The sequence below is a fragment of the Pseudomonas sp. Irchel 3E19 genome (genome assembly GCF_900187585.1).
GTDB lineage: Bacteria > Pseudomonadota > Gammaproteobacteria > Pseudomonadales > Pseudomonadaceae > Aquipseudomonas > Aquipseudomonas baetica.
In genome coordinates this window covers 81,422-97,176 of the sequence record NZ_FYDT01000006.1, presented here as the reverse complement: position 1 = coordinate 97,176, position 15,755 = coordinate 81,422, and the positions used below count along the sequence as shown (strand labels likewise).

At 57.5% G+C, this 15,755-nt stretch carries 13 protein-coding genes and 1 pseudogene; 3 read left to right on the top strand and 11 right to left on the bottom strand.

The window, feature by feature from the left end; all coding sequences use genetic code 11:
* Positions 1-4: 4 nt before the first annotated feature.
* Together recG and CKW18_RS05915 are read left to right on the top strand one after the other, a co-directional pair.
* Positions 5-2,080: an ATP-dependent DNA helicase RecG gene (gene recG, locus CKW18_RS05920; RefSeq protein ID WP_095187909.1), complete on the top strand. Its 2,076-nt coding sequence runs from the start codon at positions 5-7 to the stop codon at positions 2,078-2,080.
* A gap of 79 nt (positions 2,081-2,159) precedes the next feature.
* A complete protein-coding gene (locus tag CKW18_RS05915) occupies positions 2,160-3,560 on the top strand; it encodes an aminoacyl-tRNA deacylase and HDOD domain-containing protein (RefSeq protein WP_095187908.1) in 1,401 nt (466 codons plus the stop codon).
* A gap of 150 nt (positions 3,561-3,710) precedes the next feature.
* Here CKW18_RS05915 and CKW18_RS05910 read toward each other — a convergent pair whose 3' ends face one another.
* The gene (locus CKW18_RS05910; protein WP_095187907.1) at positions 3,711-4,094 is read right to left on the bottom strand and encodes an SCP2 sterol-binding domain-containing protein; all 384 of its coding nucleotides are present in this window, start codon (positions 4,092-4,094) and stop codon (positions 3,711-3,713) included.
* A gap of 366 nt (positions 4,095-4,460) precedes the next feature.
* Between CKW18_RS05910 and CKW18_RS05905 the strand changes: the two genes are divergently transcribed.
* Positions 4,461-4,823 carry a DUF6124 family protein gene (locus tag CKW18_RS05905; RefSeq protein ID WP_095187906.1) on the top strand — a complete coding sequence of 121 codons (363 nt, stop codon included), beginning with the start codon at positions 4,461-4,463 and terminating at the stop codon, positions 4,821-4,823.
* A 60-nt stretch (positions 4,824-4,883) separates the two neighbouring features.
* Here the strand turns inward: CKW18_RS05905 and CKW18_RS05900 are convergent, their stop codons facing one another.
* The 10 genes and pseudogenes from CKW18_RS05900 to CKW18_RS05855 all read right to left on the bottom strand — a co-directional run bounded on the left by CKW18_RS05900 (position 4,884) and on the right by CKW18_RS05855 (position 15,748).
* Positions 4,884-5,312 carry a hypothetical protein gene (locus CKW18_RS05900; RefSeq protein ID WP_095187978.1) on the bottom strand — a complete coding sequence of 143 codons (429 nt, stop codon included), beginning with the start codon at positions 5,310-5,312 and terminating at the stop codon, positions 4,884-4,886.
* Positions 5,313-5,363: 51 nt separating this feature from the next.
* Positions 5,364-6,122, bottom strand: coding sequence for a lysozyme inhibitor LprI family protein (locus tag CKW18_RS05895; RefSeq protein WP_095187905.1), 759 nt, complete (start codon positions 6,120-6,122; stop codon positions 5,364-5,366).
* Positions 6,123-6,124: 2 nt separating this feature from the next.
* Positions 6,125-6,988 (bottom strand): type IV pilus biogenesis/stability protein PilW, encoded by an 864-nt coding sequence (locus CKW18_RS05890; RefSeq protein WP_095187904.1) that lies wholly within the window; start codon positions 6,986-6,988, stop codon positions 6,125-6,127.
* Between the two features lie 4 nt (positions 6,989-6,992).
* Entirely contained in the window at positions 6,993-7,448 is a 456-nt protein-coding gene (locus CKW18_RS05885; RefSeq protein ID WP_095187977.1) for a hypothetical protein, read from the bottom strand.
* Between the two features lie 88 nt (positions 7,449-7,536).
* A complete protein-coding gene (locus tag CKW18_RS05880; protein ID WP_095187903.1) occupies positions 7,537-8,265 on the bottom strand; it encodes a hypothetical protein in 729 nt (242 codons plus the stop codon).
* Positions 8,262-10,712, bottom strand: a complete 2,451-nt coding sequence (locus CKW18_RS05875; RefSeq protein ID WP_095187902.1) for an alpha/beta fold hydrolase — start codon at positions 10,710-10,712, stop codon at positions 8,262-8,264. Before CKW18_RS05875 ends, CKW18_RS05880 begins: the two co-directional genes overlap by 4 nt.
* A 9-nt stretch (positions 10,713-10,721) precedes the next feature.
* Positions 10,722-12,116, bottom strand: coding sequence for a TIGR01777 family oxidoreductase (locus CKW18_RS05870; RefSeq protein ID WP_095187901.1), 1,395 nt, complete (start codon positions 12,114-12,116; stop codon positions 10,722-10,724).
* A 203-nt stretch (positions 12,117-12,319) separates the two neighbouring features.
* Positions 12,320-13,691 (bottom strand): annotated as a pseudogene (locus tag CKW18_RS05865) (lysozyme inhibitor LprI family protein).
* Positions 13,692-13,737: 46 nt separating this feature from the next.
* Positions 13,738-14,877, bottom strand: a complete 1,140-nt coding sequence (locus CKW18_RS05860; protein WP_095187900.1) for a lysozyme inhibitor LprI family protein — start codon at positions 14,875-14,877, stop codon at positions 13,738-13,740.
* A 259-nt stretch (positions 14,878-15,136) separates the two neighbouring features.
* Positions 15,137-15,748 (bottom strand): hypothetical protein, encoded by a 612-nt coding sequence (locus CKW18_RS05855; protein ID WP_095187899.1) that lies wholly within the window; start codon positions 15,746-15,748, stop codon positions 15,137-15,139.
* Between the last annotated feature and the right edge of the window lie 7 nt (positions 15,749-15,755).

Below are 15,755 nucleotides of genomic sequence, written 5' to 3'. Positions count from 1 at the left end.
CGTCATGACGGAGCTGTCGCAAGTGTCGGTGACGGCACTCAAGGGTGTCGGCGAAGCCATGGCCGAAAAATTGGCCAAGGTCGGTCTGGAGAATCTGCAGGACGTGCTGTTTCACCTGCCGCTGCGTTATCAGGATCGCACCCGCGTGGTGCCGATCGGCCACTTGCGACCGGGACAGGACGCCGTGGTCGAAGGCACCGTCAGCGGTGCCGACGTGGTCATGGGCCGCCGCCGCAGTCTCGTCGTGCGTTTGCAGGACGGCACCGGCGGTCTGAGCCTGCGCTTCTACCATTTCAGCAACGCACAGAAAGAAGGCCTCAAGCGCGGCACGCGGGTTCGCTGCTACGGCGAAGCCCGGCCCGGCGCCTCGGGGCTGGAAATCTACCACCCGGAATACCGCGCCATCACTGGCGACGAGCCGCCGCCAGTGGATGAAACCCTGACCCCGGTCTATCCGCTGACCGAAGGCCTGACCCAAGCGCGTTTGCGTCAGTTGTGCATGCAAACGCTGACCATGCTCAAGCCTGACACCCTGCCCGACTGGTTGCCGACCGAACTGGCCCGCGACTATCAACTGGCGCCACTGGCCGACGCGATCCGCTACCTGCACAACCCGCCCGCCGATGCCGACGTCGACGAACTCGCCCTCGGTCATCACTGGGCCCAGCATCGCCTCGCCTTCGAAGAACTGCTGACGCATCAACTGTCCCAGCAACGCCTGCGCGAAAGCATGCGTTCGCTGCGCGCGCCAGCGATGCCGAAAGCGAAAAAGCTGCCACCGAAATATCTGGCCAACCTTGGCTTCAACCCGACTGGCGCGCAACAACGCGTCGGCAACGAAATAGCCTACGACCTCAGTCAGCACGAACCGATGCTGCGGCTGATTCAGGGCGACGTCGGCGCGGGTAAAACCGTGGTTGCCGCCCTCGCCGCGCTGCAAGCACTGGAGGCTGGCTATCAAGTCGCCCTGATGGCGCCGACCGAGATCCTCGCCGAACAACACTTCATCACCTTCAAGCGCTGGCTCGAACCGCTGGGCATTGAAGTCGCGTGGCTGGCCGGCAAGCTCAAGGGCAAGAACCGCGTCGCCGCGCTGGAGCAGATCGCCAGCGGCGCGCCGATGGTGGTCGGCACCCACGCGCTGTTCCAGGACGAAGTGCAGTTCAAGAACCTTGCACTGGTGATCATCGACGAGCAACACCGTTTCGGCGTACAACAACGTCTGGCGCTACGGCAGAAAGGCGTCGGCGGGCGCATGTGCCCGCATCAATTGATCATGACCGCCACACCGATTCCACGGACGCTGGCGATGAGCGCCTACGCCGACCTCGACACCTCGATCCTCGACGAATTGCCGCCCGGACGAACGCCGGTCAACACCGTGCTGGTCACCGACACCCGCCGTGTCGAAGTGATCGAACGGGTGCGCGGTGCCTGCGCAGAAGGCCGTCAGGCCTATTGGGTGTGTACGCTGATTGAAGAGTCGGAAGAGCTGACCTGCCAGGCTGCCGAAACCACCTTCGAAGACCTCACCGCCGCCCTCGGCGAGCTGAAAGTCGGGCTGATCCACGGGCGCATGAAGCCTGTCGAAAAAGCCGCCGTCATGGCCGAATTCAAGGCCGGCAACCTGCAACTGTTGGTCGCCACCACGGTGATCGAAGTCGGCGTCGACGTGCCCAACGCCAGCCTGATGATCATCGAAAACCCCGAACGCCTTGGCCTCGCGCAGTTGCACCAATTGCGCGGCCGCGTCGGTCGGGGCAGCGCGGCCAGCCATTGCGTGCTGCTCTACCATCCGCCGCTGTCACAGATCGGTCGCCAGCGTTTGGGCATCATGCGCGAGACTAACGACGGTTTCGTGATCGCCGAAAAAGACCTCGAATTGCGCGGCCCCGGCGAAATGCTTGGCACCCGCCAGACCGGTCTGCTGCAATTCAAAGTCGCCGACCTGATGCGCGATGCCGACCTGCTGCCCGCCGTGCGCGATGCCGCGCAAGCCTTACTGGAACGCTGGCCGACCCACGTCAGCCCATTGCTCGACCGCTGGCTGCGCCATGGACAGCAATACGGCCAAGTGTGAGCACCGTCGCAGTTTCTGAACCCTTGTTCCAACCAAGCTGGTTATACTCCTGCCATTGTTTCAAAAACGGATACAGACCATGACCGAAGCTGCTCTCGCCCCCGAAACTCCGCACGCTCCGTCTGTTATTCGGCTGCTGCTCAACAAGCTGGACGTTGCCTACGAAGAAGTGCTCGACCACCACGGCCTCAATGCTTCACGCAAAGTGCAGGCGGTGTTGCTGGACGACGCGGTCGGTGCGCTGATGGTGCTGTTTCCTCAGAGCCAGTTGCTGGATCTCAATCGCCTCGCCGAACTGACGGGGCGTCGCCTGACCGCCGTCTCCACCGAGCGCCTGGAAAAAATGCTCGGCAAACACAGCCTGAGCCTGCTGCCGGGCCTGCCGGCGCTGACCAGTTCGCCGTGCCTCTACGAAGAAAGCCTGCTGCGTGAGCCAAAGCTGCTGATCAACTCCGGCGAGCCGGGCGTGCTGCTGGAAATCGCCAGCGAAGCCTTCAAGACGATGCTGACCAAAGCCAGCGCCGCCAACTTCGGCGAAGCCCTGAGCAGCATCCGTCCTAACCTTGATCGCCCGGACGATGACCGCGAGGAAATCACCCAGGCCGTGCAAGCGTTCACCGCGCGGCGCATTCAGCAGCGTCTGGAAGCGACCATCGAGATTCCGCCGCTGGCCGAAACCGCGCAAAAAATCATCAAACTGCGCGTCGACCCGAACGCCACCATCGACGACATCACAGGCGTCGTTGAAACCGACCCGGCGCTGGCCGCACAAGTGGTGAGCTGGGCGGCGTCGCCGTATTACGCGTCGCCGGGCAAGATCCGTTCGGTGGAAGACGCGATCGTCCGCGTGCTCGGCTTCGATCTGGTGATCAATCTGGCGCTGGGCCTGGCCCTCGGCAAGACCCTGAGCCTGCCGAAGGACCACCCGCAACACACCACGCCGTACTGGCAGCAGTCGATCTACACCGCCGCCGTCATCGAAGGCCTGACCCGCGCCATGCCGCGTGCCCAGCGCCCGGAAGCCGGCCTGACGTATCTGGCCGGCCTGCTGCACAACTTCGGTTACCTGCTGCTGGCCCACGTGTTCCCGCCGCACTTCTCGCTGATCTGCCGCCACCTGGAGGTCAACCCGCACCTGTGCCACAGCTACATCGAGCAACACTTGCTGGGTATCAGCCGCGAACAGATCGGCTCATGGCTGATGCGCTACTGGGACATGCCGGATGAGTTGGCGACCGCCCTGCGCTTCCAGCACGACCCGAGCTACGACGGCGCCTATGCCGAATACCCGAACCTCGTCTGCCTGGCCGTGCGCCTGCTGCGCAGCCGTGGCATTGGGTCCGGGCCGGATGAAGACATCCCCGACGCGCTGCTGGAGCGTGTCGGCCTGACCCGCGAAAAAGCCAACGACGTCGTCAGCAAAGTCCTCGAAGCCGAAGTCCTCCTACGCGAACTGGCCTCGCAGTTCAGCCAAGCCTGAAAGCAAACAGGCCCGCTCCCCCAGGATTACCAAAATCCCTGTGGGAGCGAGCCTGCTCGCGAAGAATCCAACTCGGTCTACCAGACCGCCCCGATCGTCCCCCCGCTCTGCGTGGGAATGCATCCCGTGACGCTCCGCGCCACCAAAGGCTCAAGCCTTAGGCTTGGCCTTCCTCGGCTTCAAATACTTCATCAACCCCTGAAACCACATCACCAGCGCCGGATTGCCCTTGATCTGGATCGACTTGTCCTGAATCCCCTGCATAAACGCCAACTGCTTGTTCTTCGCCTGCATCGTGGCAAAGCCATACGCCGCATCTTTAAAGGCAATCGCAAACGCCGGCTCTGCCACTACGCCAGACTTGCTGGTAATCCGCTGATCCTTGACCACGAAATGCCGCGCCACCTTCCCGTCCAGGGTCTGCATCTGAAACACCAGATCCTTGTCACCCAACTGTTGCTGGAACGCAGGATTTGTCCGACTGGCTTTACCCATCAACAGACCCAGCATCCACAGAAGAAAACGAAATTTCATGCGCACAGCCTCAAAAGGAAAATGAACGGCCGGGGCAGTGTAAGGGATTCGGACGATAACGCCACTATCTAGCTCTGTTGGTGGAGGATGCAGACCATTTCCCGCACGATGACTACCAAGTCACGATTCTTCGAGCAACGTCCTACACCTGTTGAAACACATACCTGTAGGAGCTGGCGAAGCCTGCGATCTTTTGATCTTCCGGCCCGCGAATCTATGGGAAATTTCCTGCAAAGTGCGGGGCTGTCCATGAACTAGGCGAGTTGGTGCGATGTGGATAGGCTCTGTGTGTCGCCGCAAAATCGGTGACCGGATGTGCAAGTCCGTATTCGGGGAAAATCAATTAACTGCTCAGGATTTACACCCATGACTGATGAAACATTCGACGCTGATTCAACCTCACCCTACGCGTCTCCCGATTCAAAGAAATTCCACGAAGCCGCCGAGCGCGCCCTCGACCACCATTTCAAACCCGCCGTCGAACCCCGTCCCAAACGCGAAACCGGCCTCTTCAGCCTCTCCCCCGGTACCGACGCCGAAGCCCTCATGGCCAATGCCTCGGAAGACCTGCTGTCCATCAGCGTCATCGCCTGCGATCTGGCTGACGACCTCCACGGCTCTCGCCGCTCGGTGGCACTGGCTCTGAGCAGAATGGCGGACGGGGTGCGATTGATGGTGGAAGGGATGCTTGATCACATTGAAGCGAAGAGCATGGCGGCCAAGCCGTAGCGAGATTTGCGGATAAACAAAGGGGACGTTAAGTCCCCTTTCTGAATATTCCCTGCTTCACTACTCACAACCTTTTTCGGGTTTCGCATCCACGTTGTAATCGTTTTTAAACGAATACTTCTTTGCAGACTTGTAATTCGTATACGTCATCGCATCAACCCGGCCACCCTGAGTGACCATCTGATACTCACCTGTCAGTGCGCCATCAACTACTTCAACCCAAGTTGTCGTGTACTGGTAGGGCCGGCCATACACGAGCTCTTCTTGTTCAGTACTGCGATGAACCAGCCCAATAGCCTGTTTCGACTTGCTGTACTTGACGCCAGCACCGCTCCATTTGGCGACAGAGTCGTAATAGGTTCGGAATTCAAAATTTATGGGTTTGCCTTCGTAGGAGCGGAAGCAAAAAACTTCGGTCGTGACCTCACTATGAGCCGCCAGAGGAACGAAAACGAGCAACGCGGAAAACAATGCAGACGAAAATTTCAAACCGAACATTCCTTTAGCGGTTCATGGGTATCAGCAAACTATTCGGACCTGTTATGCACCAGGCTCAAGCGCGCCACACTTCAGCTCTTTGATTTGCTCGCTCTGAATCGGTATCACACAGGCAAGGAGCTTCTCTCCGAGCCCACGAAGCTCCGTCAAACTGAGCGTCACGTGCAACCCATCCTCGGCAAACGCATGATCCTCAAATCCGGCATCGGCATAGTCCGTCCAAAACGCCTTGCCCTCGAAACTGCAAAAACGCTTGGAGGACAGCACCCTCCAACCGCCGTTGGGCGCCAGTATCTGGACCGTCAGGCATGGGCTACCAAAGGTGCTGACATAACGTGCCACGGCATCGCCGAAGCGCTGGGAGCCGGACAGGTACACCTTGTTGAGGTCAACTACATTACCCGGCTCATCAGCGACGATCGTGTCCAGATAAGTCGCACGCTCCAGACTCATTCTGGCCACGCAGTTGTTGATCGTCGTGACATGCGCTGCCACCCCAGGCTCGATTTCCGTGGCTTCAAGCGGGCATGTGGTGTCGCGTAGCTTGATCCAGGCGCGCTGGGATTCTCTGGCCATGGCGCCCAGCGCTTTACCCTGCTCAGGGTCACGCGCTTGTTGAGCCTCAAACCGTCCCAGCAGTTTCTTGTAGCTGGCATTGAGTAGCGTGTCGGCTTCCTTGCGGGCTGCCTCCACGCACCGATCGACCTGGGCGCTCACGGTGATTTCTTTGCAGTCGTCCTCGGCCATCGCGCAGGAGGCAAACAGGCATCCAAAGGACAACGCGATAAAACGCGCAAACATGTTCAATTTTTCATTCCCTGAATGACGGATCGCTCAACTACACGTTGAGGTATTTTCTGCGCCTTGCCGTCAGCGCTCATAGCGTCGTGGTACTGGCTGTAATAGCGCTGCGCTTCATCTTTGCGATCAAGGCGCCAGAGCGAGTCGGCAATGTTCAACATCAGTACCGTGCGTTTACCGACCGCCTCAACGCCGCGATAAAACTTCAGCGCCAGTTCATCTCTACCGCCCTCGGCCAAGTAGAAAGCCAGGTCGTTAAAAGCTTGAACATTGCGCGCCGGTGGGTGACAAGCCATATAGGACTCTGGACTTATAGTGCGAAGATTAAATTCGAGTTCTTCCACGCGAGATTGCGGCATCTCAATATTTGAGACCTGCTTCAATAAGTCCTTTGGAGACGGCGTCTGCATGACGAGGTCAGGCGCATCCTCTTCCCCGGAAGTCCACCGATTGCCCTCCCACTTGCCGTAGCAATACCTGGCTGCAGGCTGACTGAGCACGCAACCGGTCTCCATCGAAATAACCCCGCAACCAGTTTCCTCTGTCGGGATTTCTTCACCCTCCTGGCCAATGACAACGCCATACAGAGTCTGAAGGAGGAGTAATGTTTTCTTGTCGGGACTTAACCAAGCCTCATGCGTTTCAGTACCCACCGCGGGTACATAGAGGGGAAACGTTTTTCCATTGGCGGTAAACGAGGCAACCGCCGCCTCCGCAGCAGGCCTGCCCCATGTCTTGTCCTTCAACGTCACTAAGTGCCCGCCAACCCCCACGATCTCAATATTTTCAGACAAGGCATTGGCTGAAGCTGTCAGGCTCATGACAATCATCAACCACTTAAGGCTGCCCGCGAGAAGACGGTTCATCCACTCACTCCTCATCCATCGGCGACGATTCCACGTCGGTCATGCTCAGCAGCCGGAATTCGTTGTTCACAAATTCGTAGTAACGGTCCCGGTTGCCGCTTTCCAACGCGTTCCCCTGGGCGTCTTCTTCACCGTCGAGCGTGATGCCGGAGACGATGATCAGGCGACTGTTGGGCTGGTAGACCATGCCGAACGTGCTGCCGTCGTAAGCATTGGGCAGACCGCCAACCACTTCACCGGTCTGAGCGTCCAGCACTTCGCCGCAAATCGCGCTGCCGCCACAGCCGAGCCTGTGCAGGATGTAATGGCCGGCGAAGTTGACCTTGCCTTTCAGGGCTTGCACCCGTGCTTGGTCCATCATTGGGCTGCTGTTTTCTTGCGGCACCAGCTTATGGTTGGGGCCGGTAAAAACTGGCGTGATGGTGTAATCCTTGAAGGTTGGATCGGCAGCGAATGCCATGGACGCGGCAGCCAATATCAAGCTGCCGAGAAGAACCGAAAATCCTTTCACGTAGTAACTCCATCGAGGCAATGCATTTTGGGTGTGTTCATTTGAAGGCAATGCCGCGCACCGCTTTCCTGATTTTCTCGAACTCTTCGTTGCTGATCGCCAGCGGGGCGGATGAACCCGATTCCGCCGAGCCAATCAGCACGTCTTTACCCCTCAGCAGGCAAAAAGCGATGCGGGTAATGTGCCGTCGTGACTTGTCGTGGAAACCGAAGATAAAACCCGAAGAGTTCTCCCCACCCCATTGTTCGAAGGTGTAGGTATTCGCACGACCCGCCAGAGAGTTGGGCACCCAGCCCTGATCGGTAAGGGTCGCTGGACACCTGCGGTCGTTGTCATCACGCAGGATTTGCATCGCAAACGCATCGTCTGCTGGGGGTTTCCAGTCGGTGAGAAGCGAAAAGTACTCCGAGTTTTCACACATCAAACCAAACCACGGCAGGCTCAGGTCACCATGTTTCTCGAAGTGCCAATCGGCACCACTCGACGTCTGCGCTTGCCACAAGCTGGGGGCGCTGGACGGTTTGGGCAGTTGTTTGGCTGCGATAAATACCGAATAGAAATCGTCGAACTTCAGCCATTGGTTCTGCAGCAGCGGCATGGAGAACCGACACGAACCCATGTCTACAACTGTCTCGGTCGGGCCTTGCGCAACCGGCGACTGGCCGGGCTCGTTACCGACCAGTACAGGAGCTGCGGCAGTCACATAATCCACCTGTAAAAACGCGACCAGACCAAAGATCAATTCGCGGAGGCATCGTAGTTTCACTTCGCATCCTTCGAATTGATCAATTCCAAATCCCCATCCCGATACACCACCTCACACCCCACCCACGCCGGATCCACCTGCGGTATCACCGCCGACGGCTTGCGCAATTCGCGCAACAAAGTCGAGCCATGCGACAAGCGTCCGCCCATCCGCGCAATCACCGCCCGCGCTGTTTGATAGTGCGCATGTCGCCCAGGATCGAGGGTGTCTTCGAGCAGAATGTCGGCGCCGAGGATGCCTTGCACCTGCCCCGGATAAATCATGAACCCGGTGGCCTGCTCAGCACCTTCGCGACCGTCCTGCCAGAAGCTGCCATCGCGGGTGCGCACGTCCGGATGCGGCGCGAACCAGTGCTCGCGATCCGCCAGCGGCATGGCCTGGTGCAGACGGAAGAAGATGCGCATGAGGTTGTCGCGGTAACACTCGCGCACTTGCAGGTAGTAACCGCGCAGGCCCGGTAGGCCGGTCGAATGCGCGAGGCGGATCAGCCCTGACCATTGCGGGAATGGCTGTAGCGGCAGATCGCTCGACGCGGGCCGAGGGGTGGCCGGATCGGTTTCCCACGGCAATCGATGCGGACTGTTTTCAAGGTTGTCGTACGCGGTCGGCGGGCGCCCAAGCCAGTCGCCGCCGCTACTGGCCAACGCCGTGGCGATGCACAGATTGCCTTGCACCACGAACACGTAAAACCGGGTGAACCAGTCTGCCAATTGCTGGCCATCGGCAGCTTGGACGACGAGTTCGGCCAGCTCCCGGTCGAACCGGTGTAAGCCGCTTTCAAGGTTCAGCAAATGCCCGCGAGCCTTGCGTTGCATACGCAAAAACAGCGGCAACGAACGCAGCATCTTCAGCGGTTGCCACGGTAGATGCGGCGTCGCCCCGCCAACTTCACCGGCGTAGTTGCTGGCGCTGATGCCCCAGTCGGCCAGCCGGGCGAGAAACAGATCATTGTTGATATAGGACGCGCCGCCGAACACGGCAGTGAACGGCTCGTTGTCCTGCAACACCCGCGCATCCCAACGCGCCATGATCGCCGGGATACTCGCCGCCGCGCGGCGCTGAGCGTACTCGACAAAAACGCTCGGTTGCGGTGGCAAGATCTCGGCGATGTTCGCGGCGGTCAGGTGCCGGCGCCAACCGTAATCGCTGATCGGCCGGTATTGCAGCAGCCACAGTTGCGCGCCGTCCCAGGCCCATTCGACGTCGCCGGGGACGTAGTGGAACACCCGCAACACGTCTTGCAGAAATTGCCATAGCCGCTCTTCGGTCAAGCCGTGGGATGGCGTGAACGCGCCGCTGCGCCAGGCATCACCAAGCCGCGAAAGTGTCGCGCGCGAGGGGCTGACGTGACCGTCGGCCAGCGATTCGAGATGGCCTTCAACCCACTCCAGCTCTACCGAGAGATGGCGCACAAAAGCGATCCCGGAAACGACCGGCGTGATGAAGCGCTGCACCACCACTTCCTCAACGCCTTCGGCGATCAATTCGGCGATGCGCGTTGGCACATTGGCGGTCGGCTCGCGCAGATAAGTCGTGCTCAACCCGGCGTTGGCCGAATCGGCCTGATCTTCGCCGTAACTGGAGGAGCGCACCGCCCAGGTCACGTCGGGTTGGGCGGCGAGAAATGCCGGCAGACGCGGATCGCTGCAATCGTTGAGCGTCAGCGCTGCCGGCACCGGTTGCCGGGCCAGCTCAGCCAAACGCAAACGCCCACCCTTGGTATGCGCAACAAACCCGCGCTCGCCCGACTCCAGCCACTGCGCGAACTGCGCGGGCGAGTCGATCCACGGGTAATGACCCCAACCGGGTTTGAGGCTGATGGTCAGATCTGCGCGGGCGAGAATCGCCGACCACGCTGCCGCTTGCTCGATGCCGAGCACCGCGTCCTGATCGCCCCAGACCAGCTCGACCGGATCGGTGATCCACTCCAGCAGCGGCAGCGCGGTGTCGGCCCGCACCAGATCCCAATGCGGCACGAATGCACGGCAGCGCGCATAACCGGCGCCCATGCGCTGGTACTGCGCGGGCGTCCAGGTCTGATTGGAAAACTTGCGCGCGAACAGCGTGGGTTTGTTCGACAGCAGCCAGTGAATGGTCTTGCGAATCGGCAGCGGCGACATCAATGCCGGCAAGCGGCGCTGCCACAAAAACGCCCCGACCGGCGCCAGCAAAACGCTGCGCGAAAAGTGCCCGGGGCGACGTTGCAACGCATGCAGCACCAGCAACGCATTGACCCCGACCGCCATGATCGCGCTGCCCTGCGCCGTCATCGCCAGCAAGGTCTGCGCGTAGTCCGCGAGATCCTCGCAGGGCGGCTGGGGATTGGCACCGAAGCCCGGCAACTCCAGCGGCACCAAGTCGTAGCGCTGGAAGTGCGGCAGCGCGTCATCCCACCAATCGGCGGCGCTACCGTTGCCGGCCAGCAGGTACATCAACGGCTTGCTCATGAGCGATCCTCAGATCAGATCGCGCAGAGCGGCGTCGAGGGTTGGATGGCGGAATGTGTAGCCGGCCTCGGTCAAACGCTGAGGCACCACGCGCTGACCGTCGAAGAACAACTGCGCCATCTCGCCTGCCATAGCACGCACCGGAGCGGCGGGAATGTGGAACCACACCGGGCGTTTGAGGACCTTCCCGGCATTGGCGGCGAACGCTGCCTGAGTGACCGTTTCGGGCGCGACCATGTTGTAAGTGCCGACCAGACTTTCATCGTCGAAGGCCCGGGCGATCACCTGAAGCACATCGTCGCGATGCACCCAGCTCATGATCTGCCGACCATCGCCCATACGACCGCCGAAACCCAGGCGGAATGGCAGCAGCAACGGCGTCAACGCACCGCCGGGGCCGAACACCACGCCGAGACGCAGCACCACCTGACGCACGCCGAAGTCGGTGGCCGGTTGCGCGGCGGCTTCCCAACGCGCGCAGAGTTCGGCCATGAAGCCGTCGCCCTTGCTAGCGCGTTCGTCGAGGTTTTCGCTGGCGTCGCGCACGCCGTAGAAGCCGATGGCCGAGGCCTGAATCCACAGCGCTGGTTTATGCTTGGTGTTCTTCAACCAAGTCATCAGTGCTTCGGTGGTGCCGAGTCGGCTGGCGAGCAGTTGGGCCTGACGCTTGGGAGTCCAGCGTGGGCCGGCGACGGGTGCGCCTGCGAGATTGATCACTAAGTCGAAGGTTTCGTCGTGGCTGAGTTCGCTGAGCGAATGCATGCAGCGGACGCGGCCGTTGAATAGATTGGCCGCGCTCAACGGATCGCGCGTCAGTACGCTGACAGAGTGGCCGGCGTCGAGTAATTGATTGACCAAGGCTTCACCGATAAAACCGGTGCCACCGGTTAGTAGCACGCGCTTGTAGGCGCTGTCGGCAAACGGGTTGGATTGGCTCGGTGCCTTTACTGAAGAAGCCTTTCGGCGGTCATGCCGATACAGCCAGAACAGTGGCGGCAACAACACCAGCAATGCAAAACCATCTAGCCATAGATGCGACCAAACCTGTTGTTGCGCTGAGAGCCACATGTCCTGCGGCGCCCATAACAGGATGCCGGCGCTCAACCAGCCCCAGACTGCCGGTGTTTTCAAGCGATTGCCCAAGTGCACCAGCGCGAGCATGTACAGCGAATAACTTTGCAGCGTCGCGCCGAAGAGTGCGAGCCACCAGACCTGTTGTTCGTGGCCGGCGATAGGTACCGCATCAGCGCCCCAGAATGCGAGTTCCAGATTGTGCAGATAGCCGTCAAGTAAACCGGAATGCCCGGCCCAGGTCAGGGTAACGCCGGCGAGAATGTGCACGATTGCGGCGGCGTATAGCCAGAGCACTAACGCGGGACGAAGGGTGATCGAGGGGGCTGGCATTCCGTGTCCTGAGCGCATTCCTTGGGGGTGGGGAGTTTAAAGGAAAATCGCGGTCGTCAGATGCTCAAGTATTAAACGTTTAAGCGCCGCGGATTCTGGCTCAGCGCATATGAAAACGCGTTAGCCATGATGGCGGAACGCGTTTGATCACATCGCGGTGAAAAGGCGTCGGGCGCTGTAAACGCCCTTCCTCACTTACCGCACTAAAAGCATCTGCTGGCCACTATCGGTTCGGCCACTTCGGACTGAAGTCGCTTAATCGCATTGATACCCGAGTCGTTACCTTTGTCGGCAGCAAGCTGATAACAGGCCAAGGCGCGAGGAGTATCTTTCTTTCCTAGATCGCCGCTTTTCCAATAATCGCCTAACGAAACGAATGCATGCATGCGTTGATCCCATGGTGGTAGCACGAATCAACTCTTTTTCAACGTCCAGCGGGCGCTGGCAGGGTCCTGAACCGGCCAATTCATTGCCAAAACAATAGAAGCCAGCCAACGACTCAGCACCGCTCGGCGAATCAACAGCCGCTGCTTTGAAAAGAGCCTCAACTTTGCCGTATTCCAATTGCGGTGCCATACCCGACAGACTCAGCCCGGCCGCAGCCGAACTAGATATAGGATCGCCTGAAGCGGCCGCGCACAGGTAATTTTCCAAAGTCGCCTCAAAAAGTTCTCCTGTCAGTCGGTATTGCTCAAGGCCGCCCAAGCCAGCAAATCCTTGTCCGCGCTGCCAACAGAAATTCTCCGCACGACTCATTTTCCGCGTACTGGCTACAGAAAGCTCTTTATCAGGAATCGACCAGTCCTCAACCCCATCAAGCGTCCAGCAGGACTTCCGCGAAAAGTTGAAAATCTTGATATTGCTGTTGCCGGCGCGTTTATCCACAACGTTAACGTGGCGGTCATCCACCTTCTCGATCTCTATTCCTTCCACTTTCCCATCGGGCACAGCCACCATTAAGGGAAACGCCATATCGCGTCCCACCTCCGCAGTAACGTAAGTCACAATCCGCCCTATATCCGACGTCCCCTTTAATACCAGCAGCTTCACGGCCTGCGCAGTTAATCGCTTCTGCGATTCGACATTAGCGGAGAATGCTGGAAGAAACTGTGCAAAGTCTTGCGTAGGGCACGAGCCACGTCCAATTGTCGGGCCACTCCCGCTATCGGACGCGATATTGTCCAAAAACACTGAACGGTCACGACTCATACTGGCGATGCAATTGTTCACCGCTGCCACATGCGCCGAAGAGCCCGGTTCCGTCTCCAACGCATCGACTTGGCAATCGGTATCGCGCAGTTTGATCCAGGCGCGCTGAGCCTCCTGAACCGTTGCCTTTTGGCTCGCCGCAAGAACTGGATCAGTTTGATACCCACCTTCGAGCCGAACCATCAGTTCTTGATAACTGGTATTCAACTGCTTATCTGCAGCAACCTTGGCACTCACAGAACATCTTTCCCTCTGAGAGTTCGTAGTGATATCGGCACATGCATCGTCAGCAAATGCATGTCCCCCCAACAGAGATAAACCACCAATCAGCACGGCGGGCAGCACCGGAATAAGATATTTACTCAAGGCAAATTCCAACAATATTTTGCGAAAGTGTATTTTTAAGTCGTGCTTATTCTTCAAGGGAGATAGCCATTTTCAGTGTAGATCCATTCAGATAAACGACTGCTTCGCGCCCATTAATATCGACAGGGGTAGGATTCTGGATCATTCCTTCATCACTAGCCTTCGCAATTTTTGTTAACGTCTTATCCGCAACATTGGCACGCCAAATAGTTTCATCACCATTCTTGAAATAAAACGTCGGCCGTGACTTGCTCCAAATCGGAGCATATATATTCCAATCGGCCTCGGGCCGACCAGCCTGCGCTATCGTTTCATACCCTGAGGTGTGCGAGTAGTACGCTTGCAATTTTCCATACTCACCACCCCAACCGAATGTCAAACCACTAACAGCATTTTCATCAGTATTTGGCCACTGCTGGAACAGCAAACTGCTTTCCAATGGCGGAGATTTTGAACCGAGCTTATAAACCATCCCCCGCAGCTGATTCTTGGAGAGCTGCTGTCGATAGTAAAACGCCCCATCCAAGATTCCCGCGAATCTTTTCCCTTCGTCGTTTGAACCCAAACTCAAAGCACCGTCAAAACCGATATCTTTCGCAATCGTGTGCAATACCGGCCCGTCGTTGCGATCAACGTACTCATATAAATTACCCCGGTACGCAATCATCGCCGCATCAAAATGCCCTTCAAACACGATGACATGCAACATGCCTGAAATTGTTTCTGCGGAGATCACAAATCGTTCGACAGCTCCTTTTTCATTGGGAAGCCATGCTAAATCAATGACCTTCCATGAGCGCTCAAACTGTGTGTACGGCTTATCACCCAACATTAACTTAATATCTTTCTGATTTGGCCTAGGCGCGATAGGAACCGGCGACAGAAAGCGTATCTGCCTAACATAAGAGTCCTCTAAACACTCTACTGACTCACAAGAGTTACGCTCTGACTCAAGCCATTCACTTTCGATTATTTGTAAAGCTCGCCGATTTTTTATCGGTTTGAAGACCTCACTGAGCTTTTCGTCCATTGCGGACAAAGAAGGAGAACTACAAATTTTCCTCTCTACTTCCGTCGAAGCTTTGCCACAGTCGAAACTCGCAGAAAATGCGACCGAACTGAATATCAAAAAGGTTAACGATAAAAAGCAGGGGAGCGAATATAAATTTTTCATTGAATCAGCCATCAAAGAAATTTTCCCACCATCGAAACGGATACGTTTACGCTCCGCCTCAAAATCAAATAATTTTGGCGCAACAAATAAATGCGTCTCCTCTCATAAGCGTCGAGACTTCGAGTCGAATTGCCGATGGTGCGCAGCTTATGGTCGAGCGTGCGCTGGATCATCTGGAAGAATTGATAGCGGCGAGGCAAGAAGCAAAAACGTAAGCGGCACGAGGGGACGGATCGAGCCAAATGAGAAGCCGTCCCCACTGCACAACGATTTAAAGACTCTCACTCATACCCGCGCATTCTTTCGTGTCAGCAAGAACCTTACGTTCACCGTAGTTAAAAACACACACCGGCTTTTTGAAACTACCTCGCATTTTCTTGCAAGCAATGTCACTATTTTCTTTATAAATACACTGCTCGCCAGAAACAATTAATTCCTTGCCTGGCGTCAAAGTCACGACTTTTGAATCGTCAATACGATAAACACTTTCGTATATTGAACCGCCAGATTGCTGAACATCTTTGTAAGTCCCGTTCTCCGACTCCGAAGCGTTAGCAGGAATATCTCCTATGTAGTTAGCTTTTCCGCCTTTTGCTGGAGCAGAAAAAACCATCAATTGTGCATTCAACCCCATATTATCACTGGTTGGATAAGAAAATATAATCACATTGTTAGCCGCTCCTGACGTTTCTCTAACAACGTAATCTGACCGACATCCGCGATCAGCATTATCAAGGGAGAAGGTGCCCCCCTCAAAAGAAAGAGCCAAGCTAGCTGATTCGGATCCCTGATCAGCTTCCTTGCATATCAGACTATGCTCTACTGAACTAGAATGTGCAGCACCACTATAGATAAAAAACGATAATACGATCAGTCGAATCATGCGGCTC